The organism is Geodermatophilus nigrescens (genome assembly GCF_900129495.1).
Lineage (GTDB): Bacteria > Actinomycetota > Actinomycetes > Mycobacteriales > Geodermatophilaceae > Geodermatophilus > Geodermatophilus nigrescens.
This window is the reverse complement of record NZ_FQVX01000001.1, coordinates 85542-109389: the sequence shown is the minus strand read 5'-3', so window position 1 is coordinate 109389 and position 23848 is coordinate 85542. Positions and strand designations below refer to the sequence as shown.

At 76.3% G+C, this 23848-nt stretch carries 22 protein-coding genes; 12 read left to right on the top strand and 10 right to left on the bottom strand.

All coding sequences use genetic code 11. From position 1 onward, the window contains the following. Nucleotides 1-15 precede the first annotated feature (15 nt). Nucleotides 16-747, top strand: a complete 732-nt coding sequence (locus BUE37_RS00505; protein ID WP_073417870.1) for a trimeric intracellular cation channel family protein — start codon at nt 16-18, stop codon at nt 745-747. Nucleotides 748-774: 27 nt separating this feature from the next. Further along, nucleotides 775-1998 carry a saccharopine dehydrogenase family protein gene (locus BUE37_RS00500; RefSeq protein ID WP_175562758.1) on the top strand — a complete coding sequence of 408 codons (1224 nt, stop codon included), beginning with the start codon at nt 775-777 and terminating at the stop codon, nt 1996-1998. Here the strand turns inward: BUE37_RS00500 and BUE37_RS00495 are convergent. Further along, nucleotides 1977-4721 carry a SpoIIE family protein phosphatase gene (locus BUE37_RS00495; protein ID WP_073417866.1) on the bottom strand — a complete coding sequence of 915 codons (2745 nt, stop codon included), beginning with the start codon at nt 4719-4721 and terminating at the stop codon, nt 1977-1979. The two genes, BUE37_RS00500 and BUE37_RS00495, sit on opposite strands and share 22 nt — an antisense overlap. Before the next feature lie 85 nt (nt 4722-4806). On the opposite strand from BUE37_RS00495, the gene BUE37_RS00490 reads away from it, so the two are divergent. Then, nucleotides 4807-5982, top strand: a complete 1176-nt coding sequence (locus tag BUE37_RS00490; RefSeq protein WP_245794217.1) for an EAL domain-containing protein — start codon at nt 4807-4809, stop codon at nt 5980-5982. A 10-nt stretch (nt 5983-5992) separates the two neighbouring features. Here the strand turns inward: BUE37_RS00490 and BUE37_RS00485 are convergent, their stop codons facing one another. Further along, complete coding sequence (locus BUE37_RS00485) at nt 5993-6916, bottom strand: aldo/keto reductase (RefSeq protein ID WP_073417865.1); 924 nt, start codon at nt 6914-6916, stop codon at nt 5993-5995. A 226-nt stretch (nt 6917-7142) separates the two neighbouring features. Here BUE37_RS00485 and BUE37_RS00480 point away from each other — a divergent pair, with 226 nt between their 5' ends. Together BUE37_RS00480 and BUE37_RS00475 are read left to right on the top strand one after the other, a co-directional pair. Beyond that, the gene (locus tag BUE37_RS00480; RefSeq protein ID WP_073417863.1) at nt 7143-7427 is read left to right on the top strand and encodes an HU family DNA-binding protein; all 285 of its coding nucleotides are present in this window, start codon (nt 7143-7145) and stop codon (nt 7425-7427) included. A 145-nt stretch (nt 7428-7572) separates the two neighbouring features. Then, a complete protein-coding gene (locus tag BUE37_RS00475; protein ID WP_073419412.1) occupies nt 7573-8829 on the top strand; it encodes a serine hydrolase domain-containing protein in 1257 nt (418 codons plus the stop codon). Nucleotides 8830-8903: 74 nt separating this feature from the next. On the opposite strand, the gene BUE37_RS00470 is transcribed toward BUE37_RS00475, so the two are convergent. Next, on the bottom strand, nt 8904-9365 hold the full coding sequence (locus BUE37_RS00470; protein WP_073417861.1) for a MaoC family dehydratase: 462 nt from the start codon (nt 9363-9365) through the stop codon (nt 8904-8906). Between the two features lie 75 nt (nt 9366-9440). On the opposite strand from BUE37_RS00470, the gene folP reads away from it, so the two are divergent. The 3 genes from folP to BUE37_RS00455 all read left to right on the top strand — a co-directional run bounded on the left by folP (nt 9441) and on the right by BUE37_RS00455 (nt 12608). Next, entirely contained in the window at nt 9441-10301 is an 861-nt protein-coding gene (folP, locus tag BUE37_RS00465; RefSeq protein ID WP_083628096.1) for a dihydropteroate synthase, read from the top strand. Nucleotides 10302-10494: 193 nt separating this feature from the next. Further along, a complete protein-coding gene (locus BUE37_RS00460) occupies nt 10495-10920 on the top strand; it encodes a PaaI family thioesterase (RefSeq protein ID WP_073417859.1) in 426 nt (141 codons plus the stop codon). Nucleotides 10921-11009: 89 nt separating this feature from the next. Further along, complete coding sequence (locus BUE37_RS00455) at nt 11010-12608, top strand: 4-coumarate--CoA ligase family protein (RefSeq protein ID WP_073417857.1); 1599 nt, start codon at nt 11010-11012, stop codon at nt 12606-12608. A gap of 57 nt (nt 12609-12665) precedes the next feature. Here the strand turns inward: BUE37_RS00455 and BUE37_RS00450 are convergent, their stop codons facing one another. Both BUE37_RS00450 and BUE37_RS00445 read right to left on the bottom strand, forming a co-directional pair. Then, entirely contained in the window at nt 12666-13394 is a 729-nt protein-coding gene (locus tag BUE37_RS00450) for a hypothetical protein (RefSeq protein WP_073417855.1), read from the bottom strand. 63 nt (nt 13395-13457) lie between these two features. Further along, nucleotides 13458-14462 (bottom strand): AraC family transcriptional regulator, encoded by a 1005-nt coding sequence (locus BUE37_RS00445; RefSeq protein ID WP_245794216.1) that lies wholly within the window; start codon nt 14460-14462, stop codon nt 13458-13460. A gap of 154 nt (nt 14463-14616) precedes the next feature. Between BUE37_RS00445 and BUE37_RS00440 the strand changes: the two genes are divergently transcribed. Both BUE37_RS00440 and BUE37_RS00435 read left to right on the top strand, forming a co-directional pair. Beyond that, entirely contained in the window at nt 14617-15390 is a 774-nt protein-coding gene (locus tag BUE37_RS00440; protein WP_073417853.1) for an NAD(P)-dependent oxidoreductase, read from the top strand. Then, nucleotides 15335-16327 (top strand): NAD(P)H-quinone oxidoreductase, encoded by a 993-nt coding sequence (locus BUE37_RS00435; protein ID WP_073417851.1) that lies wholly within the window; start codon nt 15335-15337, stop codon nt 16325-16327. Before BUE37_RS00440 ends, BUE37_RS00435 begins: the two co-directional genes overlap by 56 nt. Before the next feature lie 10 nt (nt 16328-16337). Here the strand turns inward: BUE37_RS00435 and BUE37_RS00430 are convergent, their stop codons facing one another. Then, entirely contained in the window at nt 16338-17561 is a 1224-nt protein-coding gene (locus BUE37_RS00430; RefSeq protein ID WP_073417849.1) for a cysteine desulfurase-like protein, read from the bottom strand. Nucleotides 17562-17673: 112 nt separating this feature from the next. Between BUE37_RS00430 and BUE37_RS00425 the strand changes: the two genes are divergently transcribed. Further along, entirely contained in the window at nt 17674-18216 is a 543-nt protein-coding gene (locus BUE37_RS00425; RefSeq protein WP_139252774.1) for a bacterial proteasome activator family protein, read from the top strand. Between the two features lie 69 nt (nt 18217-18285). Here the strand turns inward: BUE37_RS00425 and BUE37_RS00420 are convergent, their stop codons facing one another. The 4 genes from BUE37_RS00420 to serS all read right to left on the bottom strand — a co-directional run bounded on the left by BUE37_RS00420 (nt 18286) and on the right by serS (nt 23005). Further along, nucleotides 18286-19905, bottom strand: a complete 1620-nt coding sequence (locus BUE37_RS00420) for a methyl-accepting chemotaxis protein (protein ID WP_073417845.1) — start codon at nt 19903-19905, stop codon at nt 18286-18288. 85 nt (nt 19906-19990) lie between these two features. Then, nucleotides 19991-20794 carry an HAD hydrolase family protein gene (locus BUE37_RS00415; protein WP_083628092.1) on the bottom strand — a complete coding sequence of 268 codons (804 nt, stop codon included), beginning with the start codon at nt 20792-20794 and terminating at the stop codon, nt 19991-19993. Further along, nucleotides 20787-21713 (bottom strand): HAD family hydrolase, encoded by a 927-nt coding sequence (locus BUE37_RS00410; RefSeq protein ID WP_083628090.1) that lies wholly within the window; start codon nt 21711-21713, stop codon nt 20787-20789. Before BUE37_RS00410 ends, BUE37_RS00415 begins: the two co-directional genes overlap by 8 nt. Beyond that, a complete protein-coding gene (gene serS / locus BUE37_RS00405) occupies nt 21710-23005 on the bottom strand; it encodes a serine--tRNA ligase (protein ID WP_073417841.1) in 1296 nt (431 codons plus the stop codon). The genes BUE37_RS00410 and serS overlap by 4 nt, the downstream gene beginning before the upstream one ends. Before the next feature lie 125 nt (nt 23006-23130). Here serS and BUE37_RS00400 point away from each other — a divergent pair, with 125 nt between their 5' ends. Continuing rightward, the gene (locus BUE37_RS00400; RefSeq protein WP_073417839.1) at nt 23131-23847 is read left to right on the top strand and encodes a hypothetical protein; all 717 of its coding nucleotides are present in this window, start codon (nt 23131-23133) and stop codon (nt 23845-23847) included. Nucleotide 23848 lies beyond the last annotated feature (1 nt).

The following is a 23848-nucleotide window of genomic DNA, read 5'->3' as shown; positions in this document are numbered from 1 at the left end:
GGAGGATGGTCGGCCGTGAGCACCCTCGCGGCGACCGTCGAGACCCTCCGCGTGCCGGCCGCCGTCGACCTCGCCGCGATCGTGGTCGGGGCGCTCACCGGCGGGCTGCTCGCGGCCCGGGAGGGCTTCGCCATCTCCGGCGTGCTGCTGCTCGCCGTCACCGGCGGCCTCGGCGGCGGGCTCATCCGCGACGTGCTGCTGGCGCAGGGGGCGCCGGTGGCGCTGACCAACCGCGCCTACCTGCCCGCCGTCGCGATCACCGCGATGGTGACCTTCTACTTCTCCGGCTGGCTGTCGCGGCTGACGACGCTGCTCGTGGGGCTCGACGCGCTCAGCCTCGGCCTGTTCACCGTCATCGGCGCGCAGAAGGCGCAGCTGGCCGGACTGCCCAGCGCCTCGGTCGTCTTCATCGGCACGCTCACCGCCGTGGGCGGGGCGGTGATCCGCGACATGCTGCTCGCCCAGCGCGCCGACATCGTGCAGCCGGGCCCCTACAACGCCGTCGCCGCGCTGCTGGGCGCCACCCTGCTCACGCTGCTGGCCGGGCCGGCCGGCCTCGACCCGATCCCCGTGGCCCTGCTGGTCATCGTCTTCGTCGCGGCGCTGCGGGTGCTGTCGGTCTGGCGCGGCTGGGCGGCGCCGGTGGCCGTCGACCTCCCCGGGCGCGCCCGCAGCCGGCTGGCCGCGCGGGACCGGTCCGCCCGTCCCGGGGACCGCCGACGCGTCCTCCGCCGCCGGATGCGCTGAGGCGGGGCCGCCCGGAGGATGACCGGCATGTCCGAGCGGGAGCACGACGTCGTCCTCTTCGGTGCCACCGGCTTCGTCGGCCGGCTGGTCGCCGCCTACCTCGCCGAGGCCGCGCCGCCCGACCTGCGGGTGGCGCTGGCCGGCCGGTCACGGGAGAAGCTGACCGCCACCGCGGCGGACCTGCCGGGCGCGGCGCAGCGGTGGCCGCTGCTGGAGGCCGACACCGGCGACGTGGGGTCGCTGGAGCGGCTGGCGGCGTCCACCCGGGTGCTGGTCACGACCGTCGGCCCCTACCAGCGCTACGGCCTGCCGGTGGTCGAGGCGTGCGCCCGCGCCGGCACGCACTACGCCGACCTCACCGGCGAGGTGCTCTTCGTCCGCGAGGCGATCGACCGCTGCGACGCCGTGGCGAGGGAGACCGGGGCCCGGCTCGTGCACGCGGCCGGCTACGACTCCATCCCCTCGGACCTGTCGGTGTTCCTGCTGGCCGAGCGCGCCCGGGCCGACGGCGCCGGCGGGCTCACCGACGTCCGGCTGGTCGCGAGCCTCAAGGGCGGGTTCAGCGGCGGCACGGTCGACTCGATGCGCGCGCAGATCGAGCAGATGGCCACCGACCGCTCGCTGCGCCGGGTCATCGGCGACCCGTACGCCCTCTCCCCCGACCGCGCCGCCGAGCCCGGCACGCGCCAGCCCCCGGACGTCGCCCCGCCCGCACTGGCCGCGGACGGCCGCTGGACCGCGCCCTTCGTCATGGCGCCGTTCAACACCCGGGTCGTGCGGCGCAGCAACGCCCTCCAGGACTGGGCCTACGGGCGCGGCCTGCGCTACGGCGAGTCGATGAGCGCCGGCCGCGGCGTCACCGGCGCCCTGACCGCCGCGGGCATCACCACCGGCCTGGCGGCGGCGTTCGGCGCGATGGCGTTCGGGCCGACGCGGGCGCTGGTCGACCGGGTGCTGCCCGCGCCCGGCACCGGCCCGTCGGAGGCGGCCCGGGAGAAGGGCTTCTTCCGGATGGTCGTCGACGCCGACACCGAGGGCGGGCGGCACTACCGCGCGACGGCGGCGGGTCCCGGCGACCCCGGCTACAAGGCGACGTCGGTGATGCTCGGCCAGGTGGCGCTGGGCCTGGCCCTCGACGGCGACCGGCTGCCCGACCGGGCGGGCTCGCTCACCCCGTCGACGGCACTGGGGGACGTGCTGGTGGAGCGGCTGCGCGTCGCCGGCCACACCTACGACGTGGTCGAGGCCTGACCGACCCGCACGGCCAGGAGGGCGACGTCGTCCTCGGCGCCGGGGAGGAACATCCGCCGCAGGACGACGTCGCACAGCTCGTCCAGCGGCGCCCCGTCGCAGCCGCGCAGCGCGGCGACGAGGTCGGCGGTGCCGGCCTCGAGGTCGCGGTCGCGCCGCTCGACCAGCCCGTCGGTGTACAGCAGCACGGTGCTGCCGGCCGGCAGCTCGGCGACGCGGTCGGTGCGCGGGCGGCCCGGCTCGACACCGAGCAGCAGGTCGGCGGGCTCCGCGGCGAGGACGCGCACGTCCCCGCCGGGGTCGACGACGACCGGCGGCGGGTGCCCGGCGCTCGACCAGTGCAGCACCGCGCCGTCGGGGCCGGGCCGGGACAGGCGGGCCAGCAGCGCGGTCGCCATCGCGCCCACGGCCAGGCCGGAGGCGGCGCGGTCGAGGCGGGTGAGCAGCTCGGCGGGCGTCGCGGCGTCGGCGTAGGCGATGCCGCGGAGCAGGCCGCGCAGCTGTCCCATCGCGGCCGCGGCGTGCCGGTCGTGCCCGACGACGTCGCCGATGGCGAGCACCGTCTCGCCGTCGCCGCCGGGGAACGCGTCGTACCAGTCGCCGCCGATGTCGGCGCCCTCGGACGCCGGGACGTACCGGACGACCACCTCGCAGCCCTCCAGGCGCGGCGGCTCGGTGAGCAGGCTGTGCTGCAGCGCCTCGGCGAGGTCGCGCTGCTGGGCGAACAGCCGCGCCGCCTGCAGGGACAGGCCCACCCGGCGGCCGATCTCCACGGCCGCCTCGACCTCGGCGGGGGTGTGGGCCCCGCGGCCGGCGTCGTTGGCCAGGCCGAGCGCGCCGACGACCTCCCCGCGCGCGAGCAGCGGCACGACGGCGGCCGCGCGGGGCTCCAGCCGGGACAGCGCCTCCCGCGCCGCGGGGTCGGCGAGCGCCGCGGTGATGCGGTCGGCGTCGATCTCGGGCACCACGAGCGGACGGCCGGTGCGCAGCACCACCTGCGCGGCGTGCTCGCTGGTCATGGCGTGCGCCATGGCGCGCACGTAGGCGGCGACGTCCGCCCGCCGCTCGGGGCGGCGGTGGGCGACGGCGGCGTCGTGCAGCCGCCGGTGGTCGTCGGTGACGACGATCCAGCACCAGTCGCCGAGCGCCGGCACGACCAGGTCGGCCAGCCGGTCGAGCTGCTCGGCGGTGTCGAGGCTGCCCGACAGGACCCGGCCGGCGTCGGCGAGCAGCTGCAGCCGCCGGTTGGCCTCGGCCATGGCCGCCACCGCGGCGTCCCGCTCGGCGTCGGCGCGCAGCCGGGAGACGCTCAGCGCGATCTGGGCGGTGAGCGCGTCGAGCAGCTCGGCGTCGTCGTCGTCGAAGACGTGCGCGGTGTCCCAGATGACGACGAAGCTGCCGAGCAGCCGCCCCTCGACCCGCAGCGGAAGCGAGGCCAGCGCGTGCAGGCCGAGCGCCGTGCCCACCTCGGCCATGGCGGGGAAGCGGGCGATCGCGTCGTCGAGGTCGGCGAACAGGAACCGCTCGCCGTGCCGGGCGGTGTACTGCGTGGGGAGGGTGTCGTCGAGCTCGACGACGAGGTCCTGCGGCGCCTCCACGTCGGCCTCGGCGGCGGCCGCGGCGACGGTGTCGGCGAGCCGCCGGCCCAGGTGCAGCCGCAGCGCGCCGTCGGCGTCGAAGGCGGCCAGCGCGCTGGAGGAGGCGCCGAGCACCCGTGCGCCGCGCAGGGTGATCTCGGCCAGCTCCGACAGCGCGGTGGCGTTGGCCAGCTGGGCGGCCACCTCCGCCACGGCCGCGGCCCGCTGCGTCGCGGCCATGCGCCGGGCGGCCTCCTCGCGGGCGTCGGTGACGTCGACGACGGTGCCGAGCACCCGGACGGCGCTGCCCTGGGCGTCGCGGACGACGCGGCCGCGGGACACCGTCCACCGGGTGCTGCCGTCGGCGTGCAGGACCCGGGCCTCCGCCACGTACTCCCCGGAGCCGGCCAGCGCGTCGGCCATCGCCCGGCGCACGGCGTCCCGGTCGTCGGGGTGCAGCCTCGCCGCGATCATGGCGTCGACGTCGGTGATCTCCAGCGGGCCCTCGAGGCCGTGCAGTGCCGCGCCGCGCTCGTCCCAGTGCAGGACGCCGGTGCGCAGGTCCTGCTCCCAGATGCCGACCGAGCTGGCCTCGAGCGCGACCTCCAGCCGGGTCCGCGAGGCGCCGATGACCGAGCGGGCGGCGGAGAGCTCGAGCTCGGCGACGACCGAGGCGGCGAGGTGCTCGAGCAGCTCGCCCTCGTCGGCGTGCCACTCCCGCGGCGCGGGGTCGTAGACGGCGAGGACGCCCACGACCAGCCCGGACGCCGCGACCAGCGGCGTGCCGAGGTAGGCGACCACCTGCCCGGAGGTGACCGCCGGCAGGTCCGCCAGCGACGGGTCGAGCCGGGCGTCGGGCACCACCAGCGGCCGGGCGTCCGCGACGACCCTCGCCGACAGGGCGCCGGTCAGCAGCGCCCGGCCGCCGACGACGCCCGGGGGCAGGCCGTGCCCACCGACGACGGTGTCCTGGTCGGTGAAGAGCGTGACCTTGGCGTGTCCGGCCGCGAGCAGCCGCGCGGCGAGCGCCGACAGCCGGTCGTAGGCGGCCGGGCCCGACACCTCGAGGAAGAGGCGGCGCGCGGCGGCGACGCGGTGGGCGTCCCGCAGGGCACCGGCAGGGGTCGGGGACGGAGGAACGGTCACGGTTCCTCCTCGAGCGCACCCGGCCCCGGCGGCCGCGCCCGACCATGGTGCCACGGGGCACCCCCTGAACAGACGGAACCGTCCGGTGACGGAAGTGTCACCCCGCCGGGTGACGGCCGGCGCCGGCGGCCTGCACCCCTCGCCGCCGGACGCCGATCCCCCCTCCATGACGGCGATGCTCACCCGCCGGCTGCCGGACTGCCGTCCGCTGCTGGCCGACCCGGACGACCTCACGCTCGTCTTCCAGCCCATCGTCGACCTCGCCCGCGCCCGCGTCGCGGGGTACGAGGCACTGGCCCGCTTCCCCGGCACCGCCGGGCCCGACGTGTGGTTCGCCGCCGCCGAGGACTCCGGCGTGGCCGCCGAGCTGCACGCGCTGGCCGTGCGGAAGGCGCTCGACGCCGTCCCGGCGCTGCCCGCGGACACCTTCCTCACGGTCAACGTCGGCCCGCACCTGCTCGGCTCGGCCCCCGTCCAGGCCGCGCTGGCGAGCCGGCCGGACCTGCGCGGTGTCGTCGTCGAGCTGACCGAGCACGTGCCCGTGCCCGACCTCGGGGCGCTGCGGGTGCAGGTGGCCGCGCTGCGGGCCCGCGGCGCGGTGGTCGCGCTCGACGACACGGGCTCCGGCTGGTCGGGGCTGCGCCAGCTGGCCGCGCTGCGCCCGCAGCTCGTCAAGCTCGACCGCTCGCTGGTCAGCGGCGCGGACGCGGACCCGGTGCGCCTGGCGCTGGCCGAGACCGTGGGCGCCTTCACCGCCCGCATCGACGCCCTGCTCGTCGCCGAGGGCATCGAGACGCGCGGCGAGCTGGCCGCCTTCGCCCGGCTCGGCGTCCCGCTCGCCCAGGGCTGGCTGCTCGGCCGCCCCGCGCCGGGCTTCGCCCCGCTGGACCCCGACGTCGCCGCGCTGGTGCGCAGCAGCACCGCCCGCGCCCGCTCCGCGCACACCGTCGCCGGCCTGGTGCGCCCCGTCCGCCAGGTGGACGCGGGCGACCCGCTGCCCGGCGTCCCGCCCGTCGCGCTCGTGGCGCCCGACGGCGCACCGCTGGCACTGCGGCTGTCCGACCCGCGGACGGGCTCGGTGCACACCGCGCCGGTCTCGCTGTGCGCCGCCCCGGGCGACGCCGTCGTCGCCACGCTGCAGCGCGCGCTCACCCGTCCGCCGGCGCACCGCTTCGACCCGGTCGTGTGCACCGGGCCCGACGGCGCGGTCCTCGGGCTGCTGCGGGTGGAGGACCTGGCCTCGGCCGCCGCCGTCCGCTGACGCGGGCGGGCTACCCGGCGGAGGCGGTGAGCGCCGCGCGCTCGTCGTCGGTGAGCACGAGGTCCTGCATGGGCAGCAGGTCGGCGAGCTGGTCGACGTCGCGGCCGCTGGCGATCGGCGCGGTGACGGTGGGCTGGTCGGCGAGCCAGCGCAGCGCCACCGCGGCCTGGCCCACCCCGTGCGCGGAGGCCACCTCGGCCAGGGCCGCGAGCACCCGGTCGCCGCGCTCCCCCACGTAGGCCTGCGCGCCCTGCGCCCGCGGCGAGTCGACCCGCTCGCCGGCGCGGTACTTGCCGGTCAGGAAGCCCTTGGCCAGCGCGAAGTAGGGCAGGCAGCCCAGGCCGTTGGTCGCGACGACGTCGCGCAGCCCGTCCTCGTAGGCCGGGCGCTCGACCAGGTTGTAGTGCGGCTGCAGCGCCACGTAGCGGGCGAGTCCGAGCCGCTCGGAGGTCTCCAGGGCCTCCGTCAGCCGCGCCGGCGAGTAGTTCGACGCCGCGACGTGGCGCACCTTGCCCTCGCGCACCAGCTCGTCGAAGGCGGTGAGCGTCTCCTCGAGGGGCGTCGTCGCGTCGTCGTAGTGGGCGTAGTAGAGGTCGATCCGGTCGGTCCGCAGGTTGCGCAGGCTCCGCTCGGCGGCCGCCTTCACCTCGCGGGACGACAGCGGGTGCTCCTTCTGCCCCGGCGAGGCCTTGGTGGCCACCACCATCCGGTCGCGCAGCCCGCGCTCGGCCATCCAGCCGCCGAGGATCTGCTCGGAGCGGCCGTCGCCGTACATCTCCGCGGTGTCGACGAACGGGCTCTGCGTGCTGGGCACGGCGTCGACGAAGCGGTCGAGCACCGCGTGCGACGTCGCCTCGTCGGCCGTCCAGCCGAAGACGTTGCCGCCCAGGCACAGGTCGCTGACGGTCAGGTCGGTCCCGGGGAGCTGCGGCACGCGCCCACGCTATGCCGGGGGCCGCGACCCCGCCCCCGGGACGGGTGGGACCCGCGGGTCCGTAGGGTCGGCACCAGGCCCGTGGACTGGCCAGATGTCCGGTCGGCGTGTCACGGTGCCCCGGGCCGGACCCCGCAGGGGGAACGGTCCGTCCCGGGCGACCGCCCGGGACCCCCATCCTGCGGCCGCCGAGACCGCGCGGCCGCGACGTCCGAGAGGAACCTCTGTGAACAAGGCCGAACTCGTCACCGCCATCTCCAAGCGCGCCGACGTCCCCAGCGCGACCGTCGACGCCGTCCTGTCCGGGCTCCAGGAGGAGCTCGTCGAGGCGATCACCCGCGGCGAGAAGGTCGCCGTCTCCGGGCTGCTGACCGTCGAGCGGACCCAGCGCTCCGCCCGCACCGGCCGCAACCCGCAGACCGGCGAGTCCATCGAGATCCCCGCCGCCAACACGGTCAAGGTCACCGCCGGCTCGAACCTGAAGAAGGCCGCCTCCAACGTCCCGGTGTGATCCGCCGGGCCCCGGCGACGCGCCGGCCTGACCGGCCGCCCGCCCGGGGTGGCGCCTGCCCCCCTGTGATCCCGCCCACGCCGGGTGGGTCAGGATGCGCAGGCAGGCGCCGCCCGACGGGGACGGCACCGGGACGGAGGCACGCGTGAGCAGCGCACTGACCCTGGACACCGACCCGGCGGAGGTCGGCCTCGACGGCGCCCGGCTCGAGCGCCTCGACCGGCGGCTGGCCCGCTGGGTCGACGGCGGTCAGCTGCCCGGCTTCCTCGTCACGGTGTCCCGGCACGGCCGGCTGGCGCACGTGGGCCGGTACGGCGCGCGCGACGTCGAGAACGGCCGGCCGGTCGAGGAGGACACCCGCTGGCGGATCTTCTCGATGACCAAGCCGGTCACCTCGGTCGCGGCGATGATGCTGTACGAGGAGGGGGCCTTCGAGCTCACCGAGCCGATCGCCCGCTGGCTGCCGGAGTTCGCCGAGACCCGCGTGTACGTGGCCGGGTCGGCGCAGAAGCCGGTCACCCAGCCGCAGGTGGAGCCGATCCGGATCTGGCACCTGCTCACCCACATGTCCGGGCTGACCTACGGGTTCCACCACGCCCACCCCGTCGACGCGATGTACCGGGCGATGGGCCACGAGTGGGGCACCCCGCCCGGCGTCGACTCCGCCGAGGCCTGCCGCCAGTGGGCGTCGGTCCCGCTGGTCTTCCAGCCCGGCTCGGAGTGGAACTACGGCGTCTCCACCGACGTCCTCGGCCGGCTGGTCGAGGTGGTCTCCGGGCAGACGCTCGACGTCTTCTTCCAGGAGCGGGTGTTCGGCCCGCTGGGGATGACCGACACGTCCTTCGGCCTGCGCGAGGGCGACGACGTCGACTCCCTCGCCCGCCTCTACGCCGCCGTCCCGGGGCAGCCGGCCGGCGCGCCGACGTCGTTCGCCCCGATCGACGCCATGGGCGAGGCGGCGCACCGCAAGCCGACGTTCCTGTCCGGCGGCGGCGGGCTGGTCTCGACGGCGGCGGACTACCTGCGCTTCTGCGAGATGCTGCGCCGCGGCGGCTCCTACGACGGCGGCCGGCTGCTCGGCCCGCGCACGCTCGCCCACATGGTGCGCAACCACCTGCCCGGCGACGCCGACCTCGAGACCTTCGGCCGGCCCCTGTTCGCCGAGACGCCGCTGCGCGGGGTGGGCTTCGGGCTGGGCTTCTCGATGGTGCTGGACCCGGCGCGCTACGGCGGCGTCGCGAGCGCCGGCGACTACAGCTGGGGCGGGGCGGCGTCGACGGCGTTCTACGTCGACCCGGTCGAGGACGTCGTCGTCACCTTCTACACGCAGCTGCTGCCCTCGAGCACGCTGCCGATCCGCGCCTACCTGCGCGCGCTGGTCAACCAGGCGATCATCGCCTGACTGACTGAGGCATGGGAAGCAACACCCACGTCCTGGCGCTCAGGACGTGGGAATTGCTTCCCATGCCTGGGCGCCTAGAGGTAGCGGCGGTAGACGACGGTGGCGACCATCGCCGGCTTGGTGCCGCCCTCGATCTCCACGGTGACGTCCATGTTCATCGCGATGCCGCCCTCGAACGGCGTCGCCGACGCGAGGGTGGCGCCCGCGCGCACCCGGCTGCCCACCGGCACCGGCGAGGGGAAGCGCACCTTCTCGGTGCCGTAGTTGACGCCCATCCGGAAGCCGCTGATCTCGACGATCTCCGGCAGCAGCGACGGGATGAGCGACAGCGTCAGGTAGCCGTGCGCGATCGGCCCGCCGAAGGGGCTCTCCCTCTTGGCGCGCTCCACGTCGACGTGGATCCACTGGTGGTCGCCGGTCGCGTCGGCGAACTGCTGCACCTGCTCCTGGGTCACCTGGACCCAGTCGCTGTACCCGAGGTGCTGACCGACGAGCGACTGCACGCCCTCGACGCCGTCCACGGTGGTCTGCGCCATCGCCTGTCCTCCTGTGTCCGCTGGGGGTCTGGTTGGCTGACTCCACCACACCGCTGACGGGGACGGGGGCCACGGGTGCTGCGACTGGGCCGGCTGGACGTGCCCGACGGCGGTCTGGTGGTGATGGCCATCGTCAACCGCACGCCCGACTCGTTCTACGACCGCGGCGCCACCTACGAGCTGGCCGCCGCCGTCGAGCGGGTGGACCGGGTGGTGGCCGAGGGCGCGGACATGGTCGACGTCGGCGGGGTCAAGGCCGCGCCCGGCGAGGAGGTCGACGCCGCCGAGGAGATCCGCCGCACCGCCGACCTGGTGGCCGCCATCCGCGCCGCCCACCCGGCGCTGCCGATCTCGATCGACACGTGGCGCGCCGAGGTGGCCCGCGAGGTGCTCGCCGCGGGCGCCGACGTCGTCAACGACGCGTGGGGCGGCGTGGAGCCGGAGCTGGCCGAGGTGGCCGCGGAGGCCGGTGCCGGGATCGTGTGCACCCACGCCGGCGGGCTGCCGCCGCGCACCCGCCCGCACCGGGTGCGCTACGACGACGTGGTGGCCGACGTCGTCGCGCGGACGACGGCGCTCGCCGAGGCGGCGGTGGCCGCGGGCGTGGAGCGCGAGCGGGTGCTGGTCGACCCGGGCCACGACTTCGGCAAGAACACCCGGCACTCCCTGGAGGCCACCCGGCGGCTGGACGAGCTGGTGGCCACCGGCTGGCCGGTGCTGGTGGCGCTGTCGAACAAGGACTTCGTCGGGGAGACCCTCGACGTCCCGCTGGAGGAGCGGCTCACCGGCACGCTCGCGGCGACGGCGGTGAGCGCGTGGCTGGGCGCCCGGGTGTTCCGCGCCCACGACGTCGCGGCGACCCGGCAGACGCTGGACATGGTGGCGTCCATCCGCGGCGACCGGCCGCCCGCCCGCACCACCCGCGGCCTGGCCTGACCTCGTCGTGTCGTGCCCGACCTCGCGCTACAGCACGAGGGCGGGCACCACGGCCCGCGGTCGGGGCCTGGTCCCCGAGCGGACCCCGCACGATCAGGCGGGCTCACCGTGGCGCGTCCAGGCTCACCGTCGGCGGTGAGCCAGGACGCGGCACGACCAGGCGGCCTGATCGTGCGGGGCTACGGTCGCCGGCATGGCCGCCACGGGGTTCCACACCGCCGACGAGCTCAACGCGCTGCTGCCGGGCACGCTGCCGGGTCTGCTCGGGCTGACCGTCACCGCGCACGAGCCCGGCCGGCTGGAGGCGGCACTCGAGGTCCGCCCCGACCTGCTCGCGCCCAACGGCTACCTGCACGCGGCCACCGTCGTCGCGCTGGCCGACACCGCCTGCGGCCTGGCCACCCGGGCGCTGCTGCCGGAGGGCTCGGCCGGGTTCACCACCATCGAGCTCAAGAGCAACTTCCTCGGCACCGTCCGCGAGGGACAGCTGCGCACGGTCGCCACCAACGCGCACGCCGGCCGCACGACGCAGGTGTGGGACGCCGTCGTCAGCTCGGGCGAGGGCAGGACGCTGGCGCTGTTCCGCTGCACCCAGTCGGTGCTGTGGCCGCGCGGATGAGCGAGGTGACCGGCGGGTAACCCGCGTGTCGCGCGACACACCCGGGGTGTGAGACTGGCGCCACTGCCGCACCCCCGAGGAGGAGCACCGTGGCTCTGGCCAGTCGTTACCCCGACGTCGAGATCCCCGACCAGTCGGTCCCCGAGTTCGTCCTCGCCGGCGGGGCCTCGCGCCCCGACGCGCCCGCGCTCGTCGACGGCCTGACCGGCGACTCGATCAGCCACGGGCAGCTGGCCACCTACGTCGACCGCGTGGCCGCCGCGCTCGCCTCCCGCGGGCTGCGCAAGGGCGACGTCGTCGCCGTCCTGTGCCCCAACACCATGTGGTACCCGGTCGTCTTCCACGGCATCGCCCGCGCCGGCCTGGTGATGAGCCCGATCAACTCGCTCTACACCGCCCACGAGGTGGCCTTCCAGCTCAAGGACTCCGGCGCGAAGGTGCTGGTCACCGTCTCGCCGTTCCTCGACCGCGCGCTCGAGGCCACCGAGCAGACGCCGGTCGACGAGGTCATCGTCATGGACGGCGCCGAGGGACACGCCTCGCTGCTCGACCTGATCACCAGCGACGCCCCGTCGGTCGACGTCGACATCGACCCGGCGGCCGACCTGGTCACGCTGCCCTACTCCAGCGGCACCACGGGGCTGCCCAAGGGCGTCATGCTCACCCACCGCAACCTGGTGGCCAACGTGAGCCAGTCCCGGCCGCTGGTGGAGCTGGTCGAGGGCGACGAGCGGATCATCGCCGTCCTGCCGTTCTTCCACATCTACGGCCTGACCGTGCTCATGAACCAGGGCCTGCAGTGGGGCGGCACGGTGGTCACGCTGCCGCGCTTCGACCTCGAGCAGTTCCTGCGCACGATCCAGGACCAGAAGATCACCCGCGCGTTCGTCGCGCCGCCCATCGTGCTGGCGCTGGCCAAGCACCCGATGGTCGACCAGTTCGACCTCTCGTCGCTGCGCAGCATCACCTCCGGCGCCGCGCCGCTGGACGAGGCGCTGGCCCAGGCCGCCCAGGACCGGCTGCGCAAGGGCGCGGCCGACGGCGTCGTCGTCGCCCAGGGCTACGGCATGACCGAGCTGTCGCCGGTCTCGCACACCACGCCGGACGCCAACCGGCTGCCCGAGGGCGTCAGCTCGGTGCCGAAGGGCTCGGTCGGCCTCGCCCTGCCGAACACCGAGTGCCGGCTGGTCGACCCCTCGACCGGCCAGGACGCCGCCCCCGGCGAGCGCGGTGAGCTGTGGGTGCGCGGGCCGCAGGTGATGAAGGGCTACCTCAACAACCCGACGGCGACCGCCGACACCCTCGACGCCGAGGGCTGGCTGCACACCGGCGACGTGGCGATCGTCGACGAGAACGGCTGCTACACGGTCGTCGACCGGGTCAAGGAGCTGATCAAGTACAAGGGCTACCAGGTGGCCCCGGCCGAGCTCGAGGCCGTGCTCATCAACAACCCGGCCATCGCCGACGCCGCGGTCATCGGCGTCAAGGACGAGGAGAGCGGCGAGGAACTGCCCAAGGCCTTCGTCGTGCGGGCGCCCGGCGCGGAGATCTCCGAGCAGGAGGTCATGGACTACGCCGCCGAGCGGCTCGCCCCGCACAAGAAGATCCGCGCGGTGGAGTTCATCGAGCAGGTGCCCAAGTCCGCAGCGGGCAAGATCCTGCGCAAGGACCTCAAGGCCCGCGCCTGAGACCGGCGGGAGGCCGGTTCCCCTCCGGGGGAGCCGGCCTCCCGTCGTCCGCGCAGGTCACCACGGGAGGCCGAGGACGGCGTCGCGCATCCGGCCGTGCCGCGCACCCGCGAAGCGCAGCACCAGCCGCGCCGACCGGGACGCCGTCCGCAGCACCGTCACGCGCTCGGCGGGGTGGCAGACGTCGAGCAGCCACGGCAGCGTGAACGCGTCCTGGCCGGCGGGGAGCAGGCGCCGGGCGGTCCGCACGGCGCGGTCGCGCTCGGCCGCGGGGACGTGCGCGTCCACCAGCGGCAGGACGCCCGCCTCCTCGGCGTCGAGCCGGTCGTCGACCAGGGCGGCGAGCTCGGTCAGGGCGACGGCGAGCAGCGGGGCCCCGGCGCTCGCGTCGCGGGCGAAGACGAGCAGCGCCCGGCGGGCCCGGGCGAGCGAGGCGTCGAGGGCGGCGTCGGAGGCCGTGCCGGCGTCGGAGGCCGTGCCTGTGTCGGAGGCCGCGCCGCGGTCGTCCCCGGCGCCGGGCAGCACCGCGCGGGACACCGCGGCCTCGAGTTCCCGGCGCAGCGCGGCGTGCGCGCGGACCTCGACCAGCACGCCCGCCGTCCAGCGCACCAGCTCGCGCTGCCGGGCGGGGTCGCACGGGTCGTCGAGGGCGACGCCGGTGACCGCCCGGCCGGCCATCCGCAGGCCCGAGCGCAGGGCCCGGTGCAGGAGCGCGTGGTCGGTCAGCTCGGTCACCGCGCCGCGGGAGGCGGAGGCGGTCCGGGTCGGCGGCAGCGTCGTCGTCATGACCGGGACGGTGCCGCCCGGCTCCTGCAGGCAGCTTGCGGGCCGCTTGGAGCGGCCCGGCGGCTACCGCGCGGACTGCCCGGCCATGGTCGGGGGGACGCCGACGATGCGCTTGTACGCGCGGGAGAACGCGGCCTCCGACTCGTAGCCCAGGCGCCCGGCCAGCTCACCCACCTGCGCCCCCTCCGCGAGCGCCACGGTGGCCAGGTGCATCCGCCACCGCGCCAGGTAGCGCATCACCGGCTCGCCGGCCAGCTCGGTGAACCGGGCGGCGAACGACGAGCGCGACATGCGGGCCTCCCGCGCCAGCCGGGTGAGCGTCCACGCCGCCCCGGGCTCGCGGTGCAGCAGCGCCACGGCCTGGCCCACCTGCGGGTCGCGCAGCGCCCGCAGCCACCCGGGGCCGGTGGCCGCGGTGTCCAGCCACGTCCGGACGGCCTGCAGCACGACGACGTCGGCCAGCCGGGTGATCACCGCCTCCGCGCCCGGGCGGTCCTCGGCGGCCTCGTCGGAGATCACCTGCAGCAGCAGCGGCAGCCACCCGCCGCGGCGCGGGTCTCGACCGTCGACCACGAGCACCGGCGGCAGCAGGTCCAGCAGGTGCGCCGCACCCGGCCGGGCCGGCTCGACGACGCCGCACACCATCCCGGCCGCCGCGCCGCCGCCGTCGAGCCGCAGCACCGAGTAGTGCTCCCCCACCTGCTGCTGCGGCAGGAGGTCGGCCCGCCCGGCGACCGGCGCCCCCACCGCGCTGCGCAGCAGGTGGCCGCGGCCGTGCGGGACCAGGGCCAGGTCGCCGACGCCGAGGGTCAGCTGCTCGCCGCCGACCTCGAGCACGACGGTGCCCCGGGTGACGACGTGGAAGGCCATGCAGCCCGGGAAGGCGGGCATCTCCACGCCCCAGGGCGCCGTCGCCTCCGACCGGCAGTAGAAGGTGCCGTGGATGCGCAGGTCGGCGAGCAGGTCGCCGACCGGGTCGACCGGTGTCCACGGCCGGGCCGCGTCCGCGCCGGTCGGCACCCCGACCGGCGTGCTCACCCGGACCCCGACGTCGCCGCTCCCGTCCACGGCGCCAGCCTGCTGCGTCCCGTACCGGGCGTCCAGGGTCGCCGGACGAACGGGCACGGACGGCGGACGCGCGGTCATGGGCCGCCGCGGCGCGGTCGGCCAGCCTCGTTCCCGACCGGCCGACGGGGCCGGCGGGACCGGGAGGAGCAGGGACGTGCGCGTGCTGGTGGTGGGTGCGACGGGTGGATCGGGACGGGCGGCGGTCGAGGCGCTGACCGCGCGGGGACACGAGGTGACGGCGTTCGCGCGGCGGGCGGGGGCCGCCTTCCGGGAGGACGCTTCCCGGGGGGACACGGCGGTGCGGACGGTGGACGGCGACGCGACCCGGCCGGCCGACGTCGGCCGGGCCGTGCGGGGGCAGGACGCCGTCGTGGTGGCGCTGGGGATCAGCGAGCACCCGCTCGTGGTGCGGCTGCGGGGAAGCCGGGGCACGCCGATGGACGTGCGCTCGCGCGGGACGGCGGCGCTGGTCGCGGCCATGCGCGAGCACGGCGTGCCGCGGCTGGTGGTGCAGTCCTCCTACGGCGTCGGGGAGACGCGGGACCGGCTGCCGCTGTCGTCGAAGCTGGTGTTCGCGCTGCTGCTGCGGCCGCAGATCGTCGACCACGAGCGGCAGGAGCGGGTCGTCCGCGACAGCGGCCTGGACTGGACGATCGTCCAGCCGGTGTACCTGACCGACGGGGACGAGGCAGCCGCGACGTCCCCGGCCGGCGACGTCCAGGGGATGCACGTCTCGCGGCGGGCGGTCGGCGGCGTGCTGGCCGACCTCGCCACCCGGGCCGGCGACGCGGGCGGGCGCTGCCTGGCCGTGTCGGGCGCGGCTGCGCCTGCCGCGGGAGACCCGGCCCCGTCGCCCCTCCTAGGGTCGGGGCATGCGAGCGGTGACCACGAGCGGACCCGGCGGACCCGAGGTGCTCGGCTGGGGTGAGGTGCCCGACCCGGTGGCCGGCCCGGGCGAGGTGGTCGTCGACGTGGCCGCCACCGCGGTCAACCGGGCCGACCTCCTCCAGCGGGCCGGCAACTACCCGCCGCCGCGGGGCGCCAGCGAGGTCCTCGGCCTGGAGTGCAGCGGCATCGTCAGCGAGGTCGGCGAGGGCGTGACCGGCTGGTCGGTGGGCGCCGAGGTGTGCGCGCTGCTGGCCGGCGGCGGCTACGCCGAGCGGGTCGCCGTCCCGGCGGTGCAGCTGCTCCCCCGCCCGGCCGGCGTCGAGCTGGCCACCGCGGCCGCGCTCCCGGAGGTCACCTGCACCGTCTGGTCGAACGTCTTCCAGCTCGCCGGCCTGCGGCGCGGGGAGACGTTCCTCGTCCACGGCGGGTCCAGCGGCATCGGCACGATGGCCATCCAGCTCGCCGCCCGGGCCGGCGCGCGGGTGGTCACCACCGCCGGCACGGAGGCCAAGCGGGCCGCCTGCCGGGAGCTCGGCGCCGACGTGACCATCGACTACCGCGAGGAGGACTTCGTCGAGCGGGTCCGCGAGGTCACCGGCGGGGCGGGCGCCGACGTCGTCCTGGACAACATGGGCGCGAAGTACCTGGCCCGCAACGTCGACGCCCTCGCCGTCGGCGGGCGGCTGGTGGTCATCGGCATGCAGGGCGGGACGAAGGCCGAGCTCGACCTCGGCAAGCTCCTGGCCAAGCGGGCGTCGGTGGCCGCGACGGCGCTGCGCTCCCGCCCGAGCACCGGGCCCGGCGGCAAGGACGCGATCGTCGCGGCGGTGCGGGCCGAGGTGTGGCCCGACGTCGAGCGGGGCGTGGTGCGGCCGATCGTCGACCGGCGGCTGCCGATGTCCCGCGCGGCCGAGGCGCACCGCGTGGTGGAGGCCAGCGAGCACGTCGGGAAGGTGCTGCTGCTCCCCGACGCCTGACGGCCCGCGGTCAGAGGGCCCGCAGCGCCGCCACCGAGTCGATCACGTAGCCGACCTCCTCGGCGGTGTTGTAGTGGGCGAGGCCCAGCCGGACGGCGCCGCCGAGCTCGTTGACGCCGAGCGCGTCGAACAGCTCGCGGGCGTAGAAGTCGCCGTCCCAGGCGCAGATGCCGCGGCGGGACAGCTCCGCGGCCACCTGCCGCGGGCGCATGCCGGGGACGGTGAACGACAGCGTCGGCGTCGTGTGCTCCGGGAAGCCGACCACCTGCACGTGCCGCATGGCCCGCAGCGCCTGGTCCAGCCACTCGAACAGGCTGCCCTCGTAGGCCGCGACCGCGGTCATCGAGGCGTGCAGCCGGTCGCGGCGGCTGCCGGTGGCGTCCTCGCACAGGCCGGCCAGGTGGTCGACGGCGGCGGTCACCCCGGCGTAGAGCTCGAAGGGCGGCGTGCCGGTCTCCAGCCGGTCGGGCACCCGGTCGGGGGTGGGCACCAGCCGGTCGGGGTCGAGCTCGGCGAGCAGCGCCGGGTCGGCCACCACGGCACCCACGTGCGGGCCGCACCAGGTGTAGGCGGAGACGGCGACGAAGTCCGCGCCGAGCGCCGTCTTGTCGAGGTAGACGTGCGGCGCGGCCTGGACGGCGTCGACGTAGACCAGCGCGCCCACCGCGTGGGCGCGGGCGGAGATGGCGGCGACGTCGGGCCGGGTGCCGATCGCGTTGCTCGCCGCGGTGACCGCCACCAGCCGGGTGCGCGAGGTGATCAGCTCGTCGTACTGCCAGGCGGGCAGCTCGCCGGTCTCGATGTCCACCTCGGCCCAGCGCACCACCGCGCCGGCGCGCTCGGCCATCGTCACCCAGGGCCGGATGTTCGCGTCGTGGTCGAGGCGGCTGACCACCACCTCGTCGCCGTAGCGCCAGGTGCGCGACAGGGCGCGGGCGAAGGCGTAGGTCAGCGACGTCGTGTTCGGGCCGAGGACGACGCCGGAGGACAGGCCGCCGACGAGGTCGGCCACGGCCGCCCGGGCGCTGGACACCAGGCTCTCGGTGCGCGCCGAGGCGGGGAACACCCCGCCGCGGTTGGCCACCGGCACCCGCATGGCCGAGGAGACCGCGTGCACGACGCTCTCGGGCATCAGCGTGCCGGCGGGCGCGTCGGTGTGCACGAAGCCGTCGGAGAGCCCCGGGAACTGGCCGCGGACGCGCGCGACGTCCAGCCTGTGTTCCCCCGGGTGCATGCGGGCGACCCTAGTTGCCCTCCCCACCCGCCCGCCGTTGTCCTCCCCACCCGCCCGCCCCGCCGCACCGGCCCGCGTATGGCCCGGGACCGGGCGGGGCAGGATGGAGGGCATGACGGCACTCGGGAACGGCAGCGAACGTCCGCAGCAGGTGCTGGTCGTCGGCCCCGACGGCCGGCCGGTGGGCGCGATGCCGGTGCCCGCGGCGGGCCAGGAGGACGGCGACGGGCACCCCGGCCTCGGCGACATGGTGGAGCAGCCGGCCAAGGTCATGCGGATCGGCACGATGATCAAGCAGCTGCTCGAGGAGGTGCGGGCGGCGCCTCTCGACGACGCCAGCCGCACCCGCCTGCGCGACATCCACGCCTCCTCGATCCGCGAGCTCGAGCAGGGCCTCGCGCCCGAGCTCTCCGAGGAGCTGCGGCGGATCACCTCGCCGTTCAGCGACGAGTCGACGCCGTCGGACGCCGAGCTGCGCATCGCCCAGGCCCAGCTGGTCGGGTGGCTCGAGGGCGTCTTTCAGGGCATCCAGACGGCGCTGTTCGCCCAGCAGATGGCCGCCCGCGCGCAGCTGGAGGAGATCCGGCGCGGGCGGGCGCTGCCGGGCGGCCCGAGCGCGGCCGAGCCCCGCCCCGGCGGGGGCCAGTACCTGTAGACGACGACGGCCCGGTCCCGCCATCCGCGCACGGACGGCGGGACCAGGCCGCTGTGTCGGTGGCCGGGATCAGACGGTGAAGCGGCGGACGGCGTCCTGCAGCTCGCCGCTCATGCGGGCGAGCTCGGCGGCGGCCTGGCGGGCGTCGCCGACGCGGGCGTTGGTCTGCTGCGTCCCGTCGGCCAGGCCGGTGATCGCCGCGGCGATCTGACGGGTGCCGCCGGCGGCCTCGGCCACGTTGCGGTTCATCTCGTTGGTGGTCGCCGTCTGCTCCTCGACCGCGGCCGCGATGGTGGCCTGGAAGTCGTTGATCTCGCCGATCACCGAGCTGATCCGGCTGATCGCGTCCACGGCGCCCGCGGTGTCGGCCTGGATGGCCTCCACGCGGCGGGAGATGTCCTCGGTGGCGCGGGCGGTCTCCTGCGCGAGCTCCTTGACCTCGCTGGCCACGACGGCGAAGCCCTTGCCGGCCTCCCCGGCGCGCGCCGCCTCGATGGTGGCGTTGAGGGCCAGCAGGTTGGTCTGCTCGGCGATGCCGTTGATCAGCTTCACGACGGTGGCGATCTCCTGCGACGAGTCGCCGAGCTTGCCCACGGTGCGGGTGGTGTTCTCCGCGACGCCCACGGCCTGGCCGGCCACGCGGGCGGCCTCGGTGGCGTTGTGCGCGATCTCGCGGATCGCCGTCTCCATCTGCGAGGAGCCGGTGGCCACGGTGTCGACGCTCGCGGCGACCTCGCCGGCCGAGGCGACGACGACGTCGGTCTGGTCGGAGGCGGCGCGGGAGAACTCGGCGATGCTGCCGGCCGCGGTGTCGAGCTGCGTGGAGGCGCCCTGCAGGCGGTCGGCGGACTCGCGGACCAGGGTCAGCACGCCGCCGAGGCTGTCGAGGGTCTCGTCGAGCGAGCGGGCGACCTCGCCGAGCTCGCCGCCGCCGGTGGCACCGGCGCGCACCCGCAGGTCACCGGCGGCGACCTTGCCGAGCACCTCGCGGATCCGCTGCACCGGGCCGGTGACGCTGCGCGCCACGAGGACGGCGAGCACGACGGCGACCACCAGGCCGAGGACGACCACGACGATCGTCAGGGTGCGGGCCGAGGCGTAGGCGTCGCGCGCCTCGGCGACGGTCTGCTCGGCGTCCGCGGCGGCCGAGGTGGTGGCCGCGGCCAGCGACTCCTCGATGACCGTCTCGTCCTGCGTCATGGTCTGCAGCAGCGGGAGGGCGTTCGGCGAGCCGAGCGGCAGGGCCTGCAGCTGCGCCAGCGCGGTCAGGTAGGTCTCCGACGCGGCCCGGAACTCGGTGAAGGCGGCGCGGGCGTCGTCGGACAGCGGCATGCCGTCGACGGCCTCCGCGTGCGCGGCCATGGCCTCCGCGGCCTCGGCGGCGTCGCGCTGCGCGTCCTGGATGCTGGCCGGCGGCAGGGTCGGGATCGCGGCGCGCGCGGTCTGGGCGGCCAGCTCCCACCAGTCCACCTGCAGGGTCCGCAGCCCGTCGAGCGGGGCGGCGCCCTCGCTGTAGACCTGGTCGGCCTTGTCGGCGAGCACCGCCATGCGCGCGATGCCGAACAGGCCGACGCCCAGGGTGGTCAGCGCGACCACGAGGATGGCGCCGAGCATCCGCGTGTGCAGGCTCCAGCCGGAGGAGGAGTCGGCGGGCACCGCTGCAGCGGCGCGGGGCGGGGTCTGGCTCATCGATCGCCTTCCGTGGCCGGGGTTCCGGTCGGCGTGGTGCCGTCCGGGAACCACATCGGCAGGCGCCGGGCGGTCTTGAGCCGGGTCAGAGTGAGGCGAGGAAGGCCGCGACGCCGTCGTCGTCGTTCGTGCCGGTGACGTCGGTGGCCGCCGCCAGCAGGTCCGGGTGGGCGTGCGCCATCGCCACCGCCCGCCCGCCGGCCTCGCGCACCCAGTCGAAGGCGGCGATGTCGTTGGGCATGTCGCCGAAGACGACGACGTCCTCCGGGCCGACGCCGTGGCGGGCGGCGACCTTGGCGATGCCGGTGGCCTTGGTGACCCCGCTGGCGGAGATCTCGGCGAGCGCGTCCGAGGAGGAGTTGGTGACCGTCGCCCGGTCCCCCACCACCCGCTCGACGAGCCGCATGAACTCGTCGCGGGGCAGGTCCTCGTGCCGGGCCAGCAGCTTGGCCGCGGGGGCGGAGACGATCTCCTCGAGCGTCGCCTCGGCCACGCCGGGCGCGTCGAGGTCCCACCGCGGCCGGTAGACCGGCTCGTGCCGGAACTCCAGGCCGTACTCGACGGCGAACCAGGTGCCCGGCTGCTCGGCGCGCAGGCCGGCGGTCACGTCGGCGAGGACGGCCGGCGGCAGCGCGTCCTCCTCGAGGATCTCGAAGCGGCCGAGGTCGAGCAGCACCGCGCCGTTGCAGCAGACGGCGGTGCCGGTGCGCACGACCTCCCGGATCCGGCGCATCCACCGCGGCGGGCGGCCGGTGGCCAGCACCAGCGGGACGCCGTCGTCCGCCCAGCGCCGGAGCTCGGCGACGGTGGCCTCGCCGACGGTGTCGTCGGAGTGCAGCAGCGTGCCGTCCATGTCGCTGGCGATCAGCCGCGGTCGCCAGTCAGACACCGGCCAGCACCGCCTCGAGGTAGCGGGCCACGCCGTCGGCGTCGTGGCCGCTGGTCAGCCCGCCGGCGGCGGCCCGCACGGCGGGGTGGGCGTTGGCGACGGCGACCGCGCGCCCGCCGGCGTCCGTGACCGCGCCGATCATCGGCAGGTCGTTGGGCATGTCGCCGAAGACGAGCACGTCGCCGAACCCGACGCCGTACCGGTCGAGGGCGACGGCGAGGCCGGTGGCCTTGGTGATGCCGGGCGGGAGGACCTCGATGAACCCGAGGCCCGCGTGGGTGACCTCGGCGTCGGCCGGGTCGGTGACCCGGCGGGCGCGGGCGAGCAGCTCGTCCTGGCCCAGCGTGGAGGAGCGCAGGAACACCTTGAGCACCGCGCCCTCGGGGATGACCGCGTGCCGGGGCAGCAGGTGCGCGGGTTCGGGGTAGGGCCACTCGAACCCGTGCTGCACCCGCAGCGGCGCGAGCGCCTCGCCCTGCTCGGCGGCGTCCTCGACGGCCAGGATCAGGTCGCCGGCGGCGTCCTCGATGCGGGCGATGACCGCCTCCGCCTGCTCGCGCGGCAGGCCGACGGTGCGCAGCACCTCGTCGCGCTCGAGGTCGACGACGAAGCCGCCCTGCGCGAGCACCGCGATGCCGCGCCCGGCCAGCGCGGTGCGCACGCTGTCGAGCAGCCGCGGGCCGCGGCCGGTGACGCCGACGACGGGGACGCCGGCCGCCCAGCAGGCCTCCAGCGCGGCGCGGGTGCGCGGGCTGACCACGCCCTCGGAGGACAGCAGGGTGCCGTCGAGGTCGGTGGCGACCAGCTTCGGCCGCCAGTCGCCGAGCTCCCCGAGCAGGTCGCCGAGGTCCACGACCCGGGTGGCGTCCGGGGAGGGCACGTGCCCGGAGAGGACCGCCCGGGGCGCGGTCCCGCTCATGCGGTGGGCACCGGGGCGGCCAGCGTCATGCCGGGGGTGAGGACCTCGTGCCCGCCCAGCCACGGGCGCAGCGCCGCGGGCACGTGCACCGAGCCGTCGGCCCGCTGGTGCACCTCGAGCAGGCAGGCGATGGTGCGGGCGATCGCGCACAGCGTGCCGTTGAGCGTGGCCGCCGGCTGCGGCCTCCCGTCCTCGTCGCGGTACCGGATCGCCAGCCGGCGGGCCTGATAGGTGGTGCAGTCCGACGTCGACGTCAGCTCGCGGTAGGTGCCCTGCGACGGGAACCACGCCTCGATGTCGTACTTGCGGGCGGCGCTGGTGCCGAGGTCGCCGGCGGCGATGTCGACCACCCGGTAGGGCAGCTCGAGGGCCTGGAGGAACTCCTCCTCCCAGGCCAGCAGCCGCAGGTGCTCCGCGGCCGCCTCGTCGGGCCGGCAGAAGCTGAACATCTCGACCTTGTCGAACCAGTGCACGCGGATGATGCCGCGGGTGTCCTTGCCGTAGGAGCCGGCCTCGCGGCGGAAGCAGGACGACCAGCCGGCGTAGCGGCGCGGCCCGGCCGACAGGTCGAGCACCTCGTCGGCGTGCATGCCGGCCAGCGCCACCTCGGAGGTGCCCACGAGGTACAGGTCGTCGCGCTCGACGCGGTAGACCTCCTCGTCGTGCTCGCCGAGGAAGCCGGTGCCCTCCATCGCCTCGGGCTTGACCAGGGCCGGGGCGACGACGGGGACGAACCCGGCGGCCACCGCGCGGGTGATCGCGAGCTGCGCCAGCGCGAACTCCAGCAGCGCGCCCGGGCCGGTGAGGAAGTAGAAGCGGGCGCCGGAGACCTTCGCGCCGCGCTCCATGTCGATCGCGCCGAGCGCCTCGCCGATCTGCAGGTGGTCGCGCACCTCGAAGTCGTAGGCCGGGACCTCGCCGACGGTGCGCAGGGTGACGGCGTCGTCCTCGCCGCCGGGCGGGACGTCGTCGTGCACGACGTTCGGGATGGCCAGGTGCACCGCGCGCAGCGCCGCGTCGGCCGCGCGCTGGGCCTCCTCGGCCTCCTTGACCTGCGCGGCCAGCGCCTTCGCCCGCTCCAGGACGGCGGGGCGCTCCTCCTTCGACGCGCCGCGCACGGCCTGCGAGGCGGTCTTCTGCTCGGCGCGGAGGTCGTCTGCGCGCTTGACGGCGGCGCGGCGGGCCTCGTCGGCGGACAGCAGCTCGTCGACCCGGGACTCGTCGGCGCCGCGGGCGCGCTGGCTGGCACGGACGACGTCGGGGTGCTCGCGCACCAGGCGCAGGTCGATCACGGGGTCGATCGTAGGTGGGTGGCGCCCGTGGCCCCCTCGCCCACGGGGGTGCACTCCGGCGCGCGACCGCATCCGGGCGCGTCCCGGGAGGCGAAGTCCGGGCACCCGACCGCGAGGAGGACGCCGTGACCACCCCCGCACCGGGCAGCCGTGCGCGCTGGCTGCTGCTGGCGACCGCGGTCGGTCAGGCCGTGAGCCCCGCGCTGGCGGGGTTCGACCAGGGGTCCGGCAGCGACCCGGTGATCGTGCCGCCGGGGCCCTTCTTCGCCATCTGGGGTCCGGTGGTCCTCGGCTGCCTGGCCGCCGCCGTGTACGGGTTCCCCCTGCGCCGGGCCACCGCCGATCCGTGGCGCCGGGTGCAGGTCCCCCTGTCGGTGGCGCAGGTGGGGTTCGTCGTCTGGCTCGTGGCCGCGGCCCGGCTGCCGGTGCTCACCGTCCCGGTCTTCGCCGGGATGCTGGCCGCCCTGCTGGTGTGCCTGCGCGTCCTCGTCCGGACACCCGCCGACCGGGCCACCCGCCTGCTGCTGACCGGCAGCGTCGGCCTCTACGCCGGGTGGGCCAGCGCGGCCGTGTGGGTGAACGCGGCTACCGTCCTCCCCGGCCGGCTGACCGTCGGCACCCTGGTGCCCGCGTTGCTGGTCGCCGGCGCCGCCCTGACCGCCGCCGTCCTGGCCTGGCTGCTGCACGGCCAGCCCGCGTTCGTCCTGGCCGCCGGCTGGGTCCTGGTCGGCGCGCTCGTCTCCAGCCTCGGCGCGGGGGCGACCGCCCTCGTGCTGGTGGCCGGCGCCGGGCTGGCCGTCGTCGGCGTGTCGGCGGCACTGGGAGCCCGGCGCACCGCGTGAG

What these genes read in the sequence shown, in the direction of transcription:
- BUE37_RS00435 (WP_073417851.1), top strand. Translation starts at nt 15,335, where the DNA reads ATGCGAGCGGTGACCACGAGCGGACCCGGCGGACCCGAGGTGCTCGGC.
- BUE37_RS00450 (WP_073417855.1), bottom strand. Translation starts at nt 13,394, where the DNA reads ATGACGACGACGCTGCCGCCGACCCGGACCGCCTCCGCCTCCCGCGGC.
- BUE37_RS00500 (WP_175562758.1), top strand. Translation starts at nt 775, where the DNA reads ATGTCCGAGCGGGAGCACGACGTCGTCCTCTTCGGTGCCACCGGCTTC.
- BUE37_RS00410 (WP_083628090.1), bottom strand. Translation starts at nt 21,713, where the DNA reads ATGAGCGGGACCGCGCCCCGGGCGGTCCTCTCCGGGCACGTGCCCTCC.
- BUE37_RS00425 (WP_139252774.1), top strand. Translation starts at nt 17,674, where the DNA reads ATGACGGCACTCGGGAACGGCAGCGAACGTCCGCAGCAGGTGCTGGTC.
- BUE37_RS00430 (WP_073417849.1), bottom strand. Translation starts at nt 17,561, where the DNA reads ATGCACCCGGGGGAACACAGGCTGGACGTCGCGCGCGTCCGCGGCCAG.
- BUE37_RS00420 (WP_073417845.1), bottom strand. Translation starts at nt 19,905, where the DNA reads ATGAGCCAGACCCCGCCCCGCGCCGCTGCAGCGGTGCCCGCCGACTCC.
- BUE37_RS00470 (WP_073417861.1), bottom strand. Translation starts at nt 9,365, where the DNA reads ATGGCGCAGACCACCGTGGACGGCGTCGAGGGCGTGCAGTCGCTCGTC.
- BUE37_RS00460 (WP_073417859.1), top strand. Translation starts at nt 10,495, where the DNA reads ATGGCCGCCACGGGGTTCCACACCGCCGACGAGCTCAACGCGCTGCTG.